We start from the raw sequence: 12,755 nt of genomic DNA, 5'->3' as shown, positions 1-12,755 counted from the left end.
GCCAGGTGGTGGAGCGGGCCTCTTTCTTAAGCTGAATTTTCTTATTTTTGCGGACCAATTAAAACAGATACCACACCAATGGGAAGAATATTTGAAGTACGAAAATCTACCATGTTTGCCCGCTGGGACAGGATGGCCAAACAATTTACAAGAGTAGGTAAGGATATCGCTATTGCTGTAAAGGCGGCGGGCCCTGACCCGGATAATAACCCGGCATTGCGTCGTTGCATGCAGAACGCCAAAGCGGTGAACATGCCGAAAGACCGTGTGGAGGCTGCTATCAAGCGTGCGATGGGTAAAGATAAAACTGATTACGAGGAAGTAGTGTACGAAGGTTATGCTCCTCACGGCGTGGCGGTGATGGTAGATACTGCTACCGACAACACCACCCGTACTGTTGCCAATGTGCGCATGCATTTCAACAAATGCGGCGGCAGCCTTGGTAACAGTGGTTCTGTAGGCTTCCTGTTCAACCGTGTGGGCGAGTTTAAAGTGAAGAACGAAGGCCAGGACCTGGAAGAGCTGGAACTGGAGCTGATCGATTTCGGTTTGGAAGAAATTGGGGAAGATAGTGAGGGCAATATCATTGTGCGCGCGGCTTTCAATGAGTTTGGCAATATGTCGAAAGCGTTGGAAGATAAGAAGCTGGAAGTGATCTCTTCTGAGCTGAAGCGTATTCCCACTACTACCGTGGAGCTGTCTGAAGAGCAGGCGAAAGAAGTGTTGGAGCTGATTGACCGTTTAGAGCAGGATGACGATGTGCAGCAGGTTTTCCACAATCTGAAATAATTTACAAAGTTCCCGCTTCCGCGGGGAACTTGTATTTGTTAAATAAATTAAACGGCCCTCGCTATAGCGGGGGCCGTTTTTCATGGGATGTGGTCAAAAACTATGGTGTAGTTAAACTTTCGTAGGGGTATGAATTCGGTCGGCCTCATTGGTGATGAACATGATTCCTTTGCCGTGGTAGGTTTCAACGCTCACGGTGGGGTCGGGAGAGATGTACCTGCGAAGGCGGGTTAAGTAAACGTCCATTGTTCTTTTGTTGAAGGAGTCGTCGTTGCCCCAAACGCAGGACATGATCTGATCACGCTTGAGTCTTTTATTGGGATTTTCGCAGAGGTATTTCAACAAATCGGATTCTTTTGGAGGCAGTTGAACAGTGATATCAGATTCGGTGAACCGGATGCTGCACTGTTGGTAGTCGAAAATGAGGTTACCTACTTTATAGGTTACTTTTTTTTCGCTGTGCAGGAGGCGGCTTCTTTTGATGAACACATCAAGGCGGAGCAGAAATTCCTGCATATTGAATGGTTTAACGAGATAGTCATCGGCGCCGCAATCGAAGCCCTGGATACGGTCCTGTTCCATATACCGGGAAGAGGTGATGATGATGGGAACGTGCGGGTCGAGGCTGCGGATATCTTTGGTGAGTTGAAAACCGTCTTTACGTGGCATGACGATATCCAGTACGCAGAGATCGAAATCGCGTTGCTGGAATCGCTCCCAGCCTTCCTGTCCATCATAACAAGGTACAACTTCGTAGCCGGCCCTTTCGATATGTCTTTTTACCACTTTGGCAAAAAACTGGTCATCTTCCACCAGGAGAACGGTCGGTTTCATACGGTTAGATTTTTGCTGTAAGGAATTGCTGTAACCAATAAAAAACGATCAGAATTTGGTACGTACCTTCGAAGGGTACTTTTTACGTTTAATCAAATTTGCGCCATAACTGTCTATTAACGAAATTCATTCCTGTTCATTATCGCGATTTCTGTTCATTCTGTTCATTCCGAAGTTGACGAATAAATACATCTATATAGCTAATTATCTTAGCAAATAATACATAAAAATTATTCAACTGGCGTCGAAAATATATTATTCTCCCATCTACACATTGTATTTTTAACTGATCAGTTAATCCATCTAGTCTACCGGAAACCAGGAATTTCAGGTGGAACCGCATATTTTTCCACTTAAAAAAGCATCAGTTTTTATTCATTTACTACATGTTTGGGCGTACCGTCCAGGAACGCTTTCAGGTTGCTGATCACGGTATCCAGCAGGCGGCCACGCGCGGCCTGTGTAGCCCAGGCGATGTGCGGTGTGATAATAGTATTGGGCGCTGTGATCAGCGGATTGTCGGCTGCCGGCGGTTCGGTAGACAATACATCCAGCGCGGCGCCAGCCAGGGCGCCCGCTTTCAGGGCAGCGGCCAGGTCGTTCTCCTGGATCAGAGGACCACGGCTGGTATTGATCAGGAAAGCCGTCTTTTTCATGGTACTCAGCAATGCAGCATTTACAAACTCCTTGTTATCCTTGTTCAGCGGGCAATGCAGCGATATAATATCCGCCTCCTTGAAGCAGGTAGCCAGGGTAACGAAGTCCACGCCAGCCATCGCGTCGCGGTCGGGATGCTTGTGATAGGCGATCACCTTCATACCAAAAGCCAATGCAATGCGGGCTACCGCCTGCCCGATCTGCCCTAGTCCTACGATGCCTAATGTCTTTCCCGCCAGTTCTACCAGCGGCGTTTTCCAATAGCTGAAATCAATGCTCCGGCTCCAGTCGCCCGCTTTCACACTTTCTGCATGCAGGCCGGTATGATGGCATAATTCCAGTATCAATGCAAAGGTCAGCTGTGCCACAGATGCCGTGCTATACGCCGGCACATTGGTTACCGGGATGCCTTTGGCCTTTGCCGCCGCAATATCCACGACATTATATCCCGTGGCAATCACGCCGATATATTCCAGATTCGGCAGCTGTTCAATTGTAGCCGCGCTCACGATTGCTTTATTCGTTAGCAGGATGTGGGCGTCCTTTGCGCGTGCCGCCACCTCCTGTTCCGGTGTGCGATCATAGATCATTACGTTGCCGAGCGCTTGTAAGGGCTGCCAGTTGAGGTCTCCCGGGTTGAGAGCATATCCATCCAATACAACTATGTTCTTCATGCGTGATCATTTTGAAGATAAAAATATCAAAATGTTCGTTGACATAGAAAAGATGATCGCTTACATTTTCCAGATGATCATTTACATAGAAAGAAATCAATCTGACAAGATCCGGAAGCATGTTTACATCGAGCGGTATCAATATGACAAATTCCAGTTACTCATTTACATCGAAAGGAATCAATCTAACAACATCTTATCACTCATTTACAATAACGGATCGTTGTTTTACTGCTGATTATGTAAGCACTCCTCACAATGAAAAATATTTTTTCAAAATGAAAATTATTATGATCTTAGTTACCGTAACGAGTAAAACTGTAGCGGACAGCCAGCAATCCCACCTTTAGATGTATGCATGTGACATCAAGTGTCCACAATATATTCGTTAACATCAAAATTAACCATCATGAACAAACGTCAGTTAAACACGTTAACCATGTTCCAGGCTGTACTGGCGCACATGGACAATTTCCCACAAAGCTGGAATAAGCTCCCCCCTGTAACCCCACTGGTAGAAGGCCTTCGCAGCGACATCAACAAACTACACACGCAATTGAAACAGCAGGAAGCTAACAGCACCGTAGGCCACACACTTAACAAAGATCTGCATTTCGACAAACTCCGCGAACGCATCTATCAGCTCTCCCTCAAGCTGCGCGCCTTCGCCAAACTACGGCAAGACAATGTGCTGCTCGTAGAAGTGAACTACTCCCCTTCACAGCTTGATAGCATGTCTACCGCCGTGCTGTTGCAACGTTGCTATACCATCGTGGAACTGGCGAACACCTATCTCCCTGATCTCACCAACTTCAACATCGCCGGACAGGATATCGCCGATATCACTGCCCTCATCAAAGCCGCCGAACCCATGCCCTCACAGCGCGATGTCATCGCCGGCACCCGCAAAATGGTGACAAGCACAATCCCCGAACTTTTTGTACACGCCAAAGCACAACTGGATATACTGGATGACCTCGTAGAAGGATTAGTGACAGATAGCACTTTTACTGAGACGTATTTTAATTTGAGGAGAGTGAATGACAGAGTAGGGAGAGGGGTTGCGAAGGAGTGAGTAGCTGAAGGAAGGCGGCTGAAAGGCCGCCGCTTTTTTTGATGAGGGATTGGGTGAGGGTTATTGAATCGCTGTAGGAAGCTGTTGAATGCTTGCAAAAAGGAATTAACTTCAATATATGGAATCATTAATTTCTTTATCGAAAATAAAGTAGCTTCTGTCTAAAAAATTTGACTTAGCATGACCCTCAGTTAGTACCCCTATCAGGTCTTTTACAAGGAAAGATTGACCTGCTTAAAAATTGATAATAAATACCCTGAAAACTGAATCCCATGCAAAGAAAATTATTGTTTCCTTTCTTACTATCATTATTATTTCTTGCAATAAGTCAACATTGCATCAACCCCAGGATACCAGCCTAATAACGCAGGCGAGACTATTCTTTGAGCAAAATGTTTACTCCAAGAAACCTACATTTATTGAGAATAATTTATTTTCGTTTGACCTGAATGCAGATTGGGATGCGCCGGTAGTTGAGCAGCTACAGCCCGAATTCTGCAACTTAGACTGGCCCGAAATATGGGAGGACGTCACTATCAGGTGGTGGAAGTGCCATTGAAATTTCAATATAGAATATTACAAGACTGATATAAAATGCAACAGCAAATTATTCCCTTTCTCCATAGCCATCTCTCAAAACAACCGATCCAATACTTCAATTTCGATAAACCTCATATCATTTAAGAAGTATCTCACTTCACATTCGCATGAAACTCACTGTCATCTCACATCTTCACAAAGGTCTGTTTATGTTACTCCCAGGAAGGAAACTCAAACCAAAGAACGGAACCTATTACGAAGTTCATTTCGGCTATCTCGAAGGCGACCTTCTTGGGTACCGGCAAAAGATCATTGAAACAAGTGATGAGCTGGTATCCTGCATAGAGATACTTGTAAAACATTTATGATAGTAAACCTTACCCCATTAATTCCGTACCTTCACTTCCACAAACACCCCCAAAAAATGAAACTCTTCCTTCTCCTCATTTTAGTACCTCAGCTCCTGCATGCGCAGGACTCGCTCCTGAACATCTTCCCGGCCGGTGGCGGACACGTGCAATACACTTCCAATATCACTGTTAGCGGCGCATCAAAAGCAGAGCTGGCGCAGCGCGCCATGCAATGGGTATTAGCGCAAAATCAGAATTTACAGGAGATGAAAGATGTGCGCGATGCGAGTAATGGCATACTAACATACAAGGGGTTCTTTATCAAACCAGTCGTTGTTGATGTATATGGCAAGAACATGGAAGATCAGCGGACAGTGCTATACAACGTAGGTTTCTTTATTACAGATGGCCGGGCAAAGGTAACGGTGAACAATATACGTTTTCGCTCGAACATCACTGGCTTGGCGGTGACCGTCACACCGGAATACGCTCTCGATGAGCCTAATATGTGGCGCGTGGAAGATATAGACAAACTATTCATCGGCATGACCAAAAAGAAAGCAGCAAAGCAACGCGCCATCAACCTGGAATATTTCAGGTCATTGAACCAGGACTTTATAAAGATGCTGAATACGATCGCACAGGCGCTCAAAGAAGGATAAGCACGACTACCGCATGCTCCGGAATGATGATTCAGAAAGTGGAACATTACCTTGCAAACGGTAAGCACAAACCGACTCATCTACTTTCTCATCATTAGAAGAAATAGCCGCCACCATAAAACCATTGGCCGCCAGCTGTTGTAACAGCGGGAAGTTTTCGTACCCCATGCTGTTGTAGCTTGCCATATACAGCACCACCGGGAACTTGCCCGCGGCGGCCGCCGGTTTATCATAAGTTGTTGTTTGCATCCGTAAAAGCCGCGCTGTATCTCCACAATGAAATCCATTATATAAAGATTGCGCTACCCGCGAACTCGCGCCAGTAGCCATATTGCTGCCTGTGTAATAACTAGACCTCGACTCCAGCAACAGCAACATATCTTTAAATCTCAAACAGGAATCATGCACCGATACCCGCGCCGGATACCAGATATCCACATCCGCCGGGCGGAAATGCAAACTATTGCCGGTATCTGCACCAGGCTTATAAGTTCTGGAAGAATCAATGAAACGAATAGTCTTGAACCCTGCCGCCAACTCACGCTGATCTTTTTCCATCCCGCCACAACTGAAGAAGATGGCGGCCATAACAGCCAGCAGCAATATACCGGAGATGTACAGCTTATACATAGGACCTTGAGTTTAGCGCAATTAATTTCCGATAAAAAAATGGATACAAATTGTTAAAACACCAAAAGCTGGATAACTATAAATGAATTAATTATTAATTCACATAGAGCATCACCATACTATGATTAATTCCTGCACCTTTGCACCGCCATAATATAATTACCAGGCCTACAAAAAGCACTGACTTATTCTTTAGAGGTCGCCGTGATGCACGCTAGTTATGCATTTGCGGCGGCCTCGTCAATTTAACAAATACCTCGATTAAACTTTTTTCTGCGCTCGTCATCTATCATATAAACACAAAAACCTACAACAATGAAACGAGCTGCACTTATCGCTATGATCGCCTTCCTCGGCATCTCTACTGCAACATATGCCCAGCAAAAAGAAAGCGCATGGGATAAAAAACATCCCCGCCGTGATCAGGTAAACGACCGACTGGCAAATCAAAACAGACGCATCAAAGAAGAAGTGAAAGAAGGCGAGATGAGTAAATCAAAAGCCGCACGCCTGCATGCTAACGACCGCAAGATCCGTCAGGAAGAAAGAGATATGGCTGCACAAAATCATGGGCATCTCACCAAAAGAGAACAACGCGCACTCAATCAACAGGAAAACGCCAACAGCAGGAAAATAGGCCACTGATTCGTATAAAAAACCGGCGCCGCTGATGAGCGGCGCCGGTTTTCTTTTTACACGAAGCACGAAGTTTATCAGTTATCAGGCAATGCAGAAAGATCCACATTCGGTGGCGTGCCCGTAGCCTTACGTTCATACACTCTTTGAATATTGGTATCCACGTCTTTGAATCCACCACTGAACATATACACGAAGTTACCATCCACGCCGGCGCCAATGTCATAGCGCTGATGCACTTTTTCGCTGGCAGTAGTGGTGAATGCCAGCCTGGTGGCTTCCACCCATTCGCCGGCCGGCGTACGGCACCATTGATTGCCATAGTATGCCTTAAATAATTCATCGCCATTATCAGCAAAGTTTTCCACAAAGGAATACATGCCGTCCAGCAGCTTGCCGCCGGATTTAGCCTGATCCCACTGCGCAATCAGCTGCCAGCGGCCAGTTTCAGGCGCATAAAAATAGCCGGTGAAGATGGTATGCGTGCCTTGTGCCTGCGCACGCACTAACAGCTTGTAAGTATTGCCGTTCTTCCACGGAAAACGGAGAAAGCTCTGTCCGCCAGAACCCTCGCCACCAAATTGTTTCGCTACTACGCCCTTTCCTTTCTTCAATAATTTCACTTCATATTCAGCAGGTATCTGCGCAGGATTGTCTGTTTGATAATAACTCCAGATAGAGAATAAAATGCGGCGCTCTGTTTTACTATTCACCTGGATACCCATATAGCCGCCATTGAAGCCATTGGTCATGTAATAAGCGTTGGTAGCATCTACGCCCACCGGTACTTTGATTTCGCTGTAAAGCCACTCATACGGCTCTTTGGGCACTATACACGACAAGTGAGTGGCGGCCGCTCCACGGTACTGAGATTTATTATACTTCAGTTCCAATCCACTGTTCATCAATAATGAACTGATGACCGGCAGTTGTTTTGCAACGCCCTTTGCCACTTTGATCTGCACAAAATGATAGCCTGGCTTGGTGATATGAAATTGCCCTGCATGCAGCACAATGGGCGTAGCACCTGGTTTCACATGCACATCATAACCTTTGCCCTGGCCATCCAGCGTAAGATGTAACAGGGCATCGCTTTTAGCCTGCTGCACCTGCAGCGCTACTTGTATATCGCCAGCAGTTTTGGGATAGAAAAATACTTTGATCGTAGCATGTACATTGCTCCAGGAGTCGGGAGTAGCGGTATACTCGCCTGTACTATCCCGCCATACAGGATATACGTACCCGTTAGACAGCAACGATACGGTATCTGTTTTTTGTTCACTGTTTTGCGCACTGGCCTGCATACCAGCCAGCAGCAGCAACGCTAATATTTTTTTCATTGTAAAGAGATAGATGAAATCTGAAAATAAACAAAAAGGGCTGATCGGAAGATCAGCCCTTCACTATTTTTTCAACTGGATAAGCAGCTATTCTTCCATCATCTCCAGCACTATCTTCACCACATCTTCTGTATTTGGTTTGGAGAAGTAGTCGCCATCAGAGCCATACGCCGGACGGTGTGCCTGTGCGCTGAGCGTGCGTGGTGCCACATCCAGCCAGCGGTAGCCGCCCTGGTTTTCCATCACCTGCTGGAACATGTAAGCAGTTCCACCTCCCGGCACATCTTCATCTACAAAAAGAATGCGGTTGGTCTTCTTCAATGATTCCACGATACTATGGCGAATATCGAAAGGCAGCAAAGTTTGTACGTCTATCACCTCGCAGGAAACGCCCAGCTCTTCCAGCGTTACCACGGCTTCTTCCACGATGCGGGCAGTAGAGCCATAAGTCACGATCGTGATATCTGTACCGGCGTGCAGTACTTCAGGAACGCCCAGCGGCACGGTGTAAGTTTCGAGGTTGGTAGGCAGCTTCTCTTTCAGGCGGTAGCCATTCAGCGATTCGATCACCAGCGCCGGCTCGTTGGCTTGCAGCAGGGTATTGTACATACCTGCCGCTTGCACCATATTACGCGGCACACACACGTGCATACCACGCAGTGAGTTGATGATCATACCCATCGGGGAGCCGCTGTGCCAGATGCCTTCCAGGCGATGGCCGCGTGTACGCACGATGATCGGGCAATGCGTGATACCTTTGGTGCGGTATTGCAGCGATGCCACATCATCACTGAGCGGTTGCAAGCCATACAGCAGGTAATCCAGGTACTGGATCTCCGCAATCGGCCGGAGGCCGCGCAAAGCCATGCCAATGCCCTGTCCCATGATGGTCAGCTCACGGATACCGGTATCAGAGATACGGTCTTTACCATGTTTCTGTTGCAGGCCGGCAAAGCCCTGGTTCACATCGCCGATCTTGCCCACGTCTTCACCGAAAGCAAATACTTTCGGATTATTGGTGAAGAGCTGATCGAAATATTTGTTGAGGATCTCGTAGCCATTGAGCGTAGTGGCTTCTGCATCGTATTCAGCAGGCACTACAGGTACATTCAACGCAGAGTTAACGCCGGTGGCATGGAGATAGGTATTGTAATTGTCTTTTTCTGTAGCCAGGTACTGATCGTAGTATTGTTGCAGTTCCTGTATTGCGGTTTCTCCTTTCAGTGCCCTGTGTCTCACAAGAATGCTGGCGGCAGCTTTGAGAATATCGCGGCGTTGTGGCTCGCGGTTCTGTTGCAGCTCACGTATAACATTGTTTACAAAATCGCTGTGAGCGCCGCCCAGTGCAGCTACCGGCGCAGCCAGGGAGATGAATGTCTGCACCTGTTGTTTGATGGGTGCGATATATTTTTCCCAGGCAGATTTACGCGCTTCCTGCGCTACTACTTTAGCGGCGGCTTCTATTTCGCGTAAGGTCTCTTCGTCAGCGAGTGCGTTCTCTATGATCCACGAGCGCATCTTCGTGTTACAGTCGAACTCTTTTTCCCAGGCAAGACGTTCCTTGCTTTTATAACGCTCATGTGAACCGCTGGTGGAGTGGCCTTGCGGCTGTGTGATCTCTTCCACATGGAACAGCGCAGGAACGTGGGTTTCACGCACTTTGCGGATCGCGGCTTCAAACACTTCACACATGCCGGCGTAGTCCCAGCCTTTTACATTGTATATATCAAAGCCATTGGTGCCATCCGCTTTGCGGAAGCCTTCCAGTGCGGCGCTGATGGAGTTCTTGGTAGTTTGATATTTACGCGGCACGGAAATACCATAACCATCATCCCATACAAACACGGCCAGTGGCACCTGCAATACACCCGCAGCATTCATGGTTTCCCAGAAATGCCCTTCCGACGTAGAGGCGTCACCGATAGTGGCGAAACAGATTTCGTTACCGTTATGGGAGAGATGATCAAACGGGTGCAGCGCGGGCACCTCGCGGAACAGTTTGGAGGCATAGGCAAGACCTATGGCGCGCGGCATCTGACCGGCGGTAGGCGCCATATCTGCAGCAGAATTTTTCATGCCGGCCAGATTCAGCCAGTTGCCATCTTTATCAATATTGGGAGTGGCAAAGTGTGAATTCATCTGGCGCCCGGCAGAAAACGGATCATGATTGATGTCAGGATCTGCATAGAGTTGCGAAAAGAACTGCTCCGGGGTGGCGATACCGGTTGCAAAAGCAACGGTCTGATCGCGATAATAACCAGAGCGGAAATCGCCAGGCTGAAAGTATTTTGCCATGGCTATCTGCGCCAATTCCTTTCCATCCCCAAAGATGCCAAACTTTGCTTTGCCGGTAAGCACTTCCTTACGGGCAAGCAGACTAACTTCCCTGCTCTCGCAGGCTAACCTGTAGTCATTTAGCACTTCCTTGCGGAATTCATCGAATGACAACCGGCTTTCTATATTCATAGCTAGTGCTTTATTTTCTTTCATGCCGCTTTGTTAAAGAACAAAAGTAAGGTTAATTATACAGTTCAGAAATAGCACAATTTCCGACATTCAAAATAATCTGATTTTTTTTAATAAGAATTTAATAAATTGTAAGGTATCTATTACTTTTTGGCCGTAAATTTGTTTTCTGCAAGAAAGAAATTCATTTTTTTTAACCAGTCGCTTTAAAACCAGCATATGAAAATGAAAAAATTTATTCTATCCCTATTTGCAAGCATGCTTTTGACAACAGCGCTGTGGGCACAATCTCAGACTCCTAACGCTACTGATTCAAAAGTGAAATTTGCCAAAGAAACCATCGATTTCGGTAAAACCGAACTGAACAAAGCGGTAACAGTTGATTTTGAATTTACCAACGTTTCTAAAGAGCCAGTGTTGATCGAAGCTGCCCGTGCAAGTTGCGGTTGCACCACTCCAAAATGGACACAGGAGCCTATCCTGCCTGGTAAAAAAGGTAAGGTAACTGCCAGCTACAACGCCAGCAGCCTGGGTCAGCAAAACAAAACCATCTGGGTAAAATTCAAAGGAGTTGATCAGGACAAAGAACTGCACCTCACCGGTACAGTTGGTTCCAACAACAAATAGTACTGTCAATAAAATCATTTAAAAAACCTTGCAGCAAATGCTGCAAGGTTTTTTTGTTGCCCGCACGGTACCTATCTTTGCAACGCAAAAGAATCAAAACAATTTTATGCCTACCATTAGCCAGAGAGGCGAGCAGATGCCTTCCTCTCCTATCAGAAAGCTGGTGCCATTCGCCGAAGCAGCCAAGAAAAGAGGGGTGAAAGTATATCATCTCAATATCGGCCAGCCAGATATCGAAACGCCCAAACCCGTGCTGGATGCGGTGCGCCATTCCGATTTCAAGATACTGGAGTACAGCCACAGTGCAGGTAATGAAAGCTATCGCCGTAAACTCACCGAGTATTACCAGCGCTTTAATATCTCGCTCACGCCGCAACAGATCATCGTTACCACCGGCGGCTCTGAAGCCATCATCTTTGCTTTCATGGCCTGCCTCGATCCAGGCGACGAGATCATTGTTCCAGAACCTTTCTATGCTAACTACAACGGCTTTGCGGTAGAGGCAGAAGTGAAGATCAAAACTATTACCTCCAATATTGAAAGCGGCTTCGCACTCCCTGCCATGGCCGATTTCGAGAAGGCCATCACGCCTCGCACCAAAGCCATCCTGATCTGTAACCCGAATAACCCTACCGGTTATCTCTACAGCCAGGAAGAAATGGAAGTGCTCAAGCAACTGTGCCTGAAACATAACCTGTTCCTTTTCTCTGATGAGGCCTACCGTGAGTTTTGCTACACTGGTACACACTTTTCGGCCATGAACCTCGAAGGACTGGAAAACAACGTGATCCTGATGGATACCATCTCCAAGCGCTACAGCGCCTGTGGTGGCCGTATCGGGGCATTCGTTACCAAAAACCAGCAGGTGCTGGATGCTGCCATGAAGTTTGCACAGGCGCGTCTCAGTCCTCCCTCCTTTGCACAGATCGCCGGCGAAGCGGCTGTAGACCTGCCCGCCGATTACTTCGACGTTATCAAAGCGGAATACCAGAGCCGCCGCGACATCCTCGTGGAAATGCTCAACAAGATCCCCGGCGTGTTCTGCCCTAATCCGGGCGGCGCTTTCTACGCCATGGCCAGCCTCCCGATCGATGATTCCGACAAGTTCTGCCAATGGATGCTGGAATCTTTCTCACATGAGCAACAAACCGTGATGATGGCGCCTGCTACAGGTTTCTATGCCACTCCAGGACTGGGCAAAAAAGAAGTGCGCCTGGCTTATGTGCTGAATCGTGAAGATATTCGTCATGCAATGGTCTGCCTGCAAAAGGCATTGGAAGTTTATCCGGGTCGTACTAATTGATAAAAAAGAGAGATAAAATATATTATAAATAATTTTATATATGTTTTTTATGAAGAAAATTCAATTTTTAACGGTTCACCTATTGGATTTTTGATATTTTATTTTGTATATTTGATATACAAACAGGAAATAGACCAAAATAATCAATAAATAAAAAATATTTACATATACG

At 46.8% G+C, this 12,755-nt stretch carries 12 protein-coding genes; 7 read left to right on the top strand and 5 right to left on the bottom strand.

The genetic code is table 11. The annotated features are described in order from the left end of the window. Positions 1-78 precede the first annotated feature (78 nt). Positions 79-789 carry a YebC/PmpR family DNA-binding transcriptional regulator gene (locus tag FPG75_RS15295; RefSeq protein WP_143307729.1) on the top strand — a complete coding sequence of 237 codons (711 nt, stop codon included), beginning with the start codon at positions 79-81 and terminating at the stop codon, positions 787-789. A 111-nt stretch (positions 790-900) separates the two neighbouring features. On the opposite strand, the gene FPG75_RS15290 is transcribed toward FPG75_RS15295, so the two are convergent. Then, entirely contained in the window at positions 901-1,623 is a 723-nt protein-coding gene (locus FPG75_RS15290) for a response regulator transcription factor (RefSeq protein ID WP_143307728.1), read from the bottom strand. Positions 1,624-1,994: 371 nt separating this feature from the next. Then, entirely contained in the window at positions 1,995-2,954 is a 960-nt protein-coding gene (locus tag FPG75_RS15285) for a D-2-hydroxyacid dehydrogenase (protein ID WP_143307727.1), read from the bottom strand. A gap of 409 nt (positions 2,955-3,363) precedes the next feature. On the opposite strand from FPG75_RS15285, the gene FPG75_RS15280 reads away from it, so the two are divergent. The 3 genes from FPG75_RS15280 to FPG75_RS15275 all read left to right on the top strand — a co-directional run bounded on the left by FPG75_RS15280 (position 3,364) and on the right by FPG75_RS15275 (position 5,581). Next, positions 3,364-4,029 carry a hypothetical protein gene (locus FPG75_RS15280; protein ID WP_143307726.1) on the top strand — a complete coding sequence of 222 codons (666 nt, stop codon included), beginning with the start codon at positions 3,364-3,366 and terminating at the stop codon, positions 4,027-4,029. A gap of 749 nt (positions 4,030-4,778) precedes the next feature. After that, a complete protein-coding gene (locus tag FPG75_RS26040; protein ID WP_161596819.1) occupies positions 4,779-4,937 on the top strand; it encodes a hypothetical protein in 159 nt (52 codons plus the stop codon). A gap of 56 nt (positions 4,938-4,993) precedes the next feature. Then, positions 4,994-5,581, top strand: a complete 588-nt coding sequence (locus FPG75_RS15275) for a DUF4468 domain-containing protein (RefSeq protein ID WP_161596818.1) — start codon at positions 4,994-4,996, stop codon at positions 5,579-5,581. Between the two features lie 6 nt (positions 5,582-5,587). Here FPG75_RS15275 and FPG75_RS15270 read toward each other — a convergent pair whose 3' ends face one another. Then, positions 5,588-6,211, bottom strand: a complete 624-nt coding sequence (locus FPG75_RS15270; protein ID WP_143307724.1) for a hypothetical protein — start codon at positions 6,209-6,211, stop codon at positions 5,588-5,590. Between the two features lie 315 nt (positions 6,212-6,526). Between FPG75_RS15270 and FPG75_RS15265 the strand changes: the two genes are divergently transcribed. Then, positions 6,527-6,856, top strand: coding sequence for a hypothetical protein (locus FPG75_RS15265; protein WP_143307723.1), 330 nt, complete (start codon positions 6,527-6,529; stop codon positions 6,854-6,856). Between the two features lie 68 nt (positions 6,857-6,924). On the opposite strand, the gene FPG75_RS15260 is transcribed toward FPG75_RS15265, so the two are convergent. Together FPG75_RS15260 and FPG75_RS15255 are read right to left on the bottom strand one after the other, a co-directional pair. Further along, positions 6,925-8,187 carry a DUF3472 domain-containing protein gene (locus FPG75_RS15260; protein ID WP_143307722.1) on the bottom strand — a complete coding sequence of 421 codons (1,263 nt, stop codon included), beginning with the start codon at positions 8,185-8,187 and terminating at the stop codon, positions 6,925-6,927. A gap of 87 nt (positions 8,188-8,274) precedes the next feature. Beyond that, positions 8,275-10,653, bottom strand: coding sequence for an alpha-ketoacid dehydrogenase subunit alpha/beta (locus FPG75_RS15255; RefSeq protein ID WP_236652802.1), 2,379 nt, complete (start codon positions 10,651-10,653; stop codon positions 8,275-8,277). Positions 10,654-10,872: 219 nt separating this feature from the next. Here FPG75_RS15255 and FPG75_RS15250 point away from each other — a divergent pair, with 219 nt between their 5' ends. Beyond that, positions 10,873-11,280 carry a DUF1573 domain-containing protein gene (locus tag FPG75_RS15250; protein ID WP_236652801.1) on the top strand — a complete coding sequence of 136 codons (408 nt, stop codon included), beginning with the start codon at positions 10,873-10,875 and terminating at the stop codon, positions 11,278-11,280. A gap of 106 nt (positions 11,281-11,386) precedes the next feature. After that, the gene (locus FPG75_RS15245; RefSeq protein ID WP_143307720.1) at positions 11,387-12,583 is read left to right on the top strand and encodes a pyridoxal phosphate-dependent aminotransferase; all 1,197 of its coding nucleotides are present in this window, start codon (positions 11,387-11,389) and stop codon (positions 12,581-12,583) included. The last annotated feature ends 172 nt before the right edge of the window (positions 12,584-12,755 follow it).

The organism is Chitinophaga vietnamensis, assembly GCF_902167635.1.
GTDB lineage: Bacteria > Bacteroidota > Bacteroidia > Chitinophagales > Chitinophagaceae > Chitinophaga > Chitinophaga vietnamensis.
Note: the sequence above shows the minus strand (reverse complement) of the source record. Positions and strands in the feature narration are given on the sequence as shown.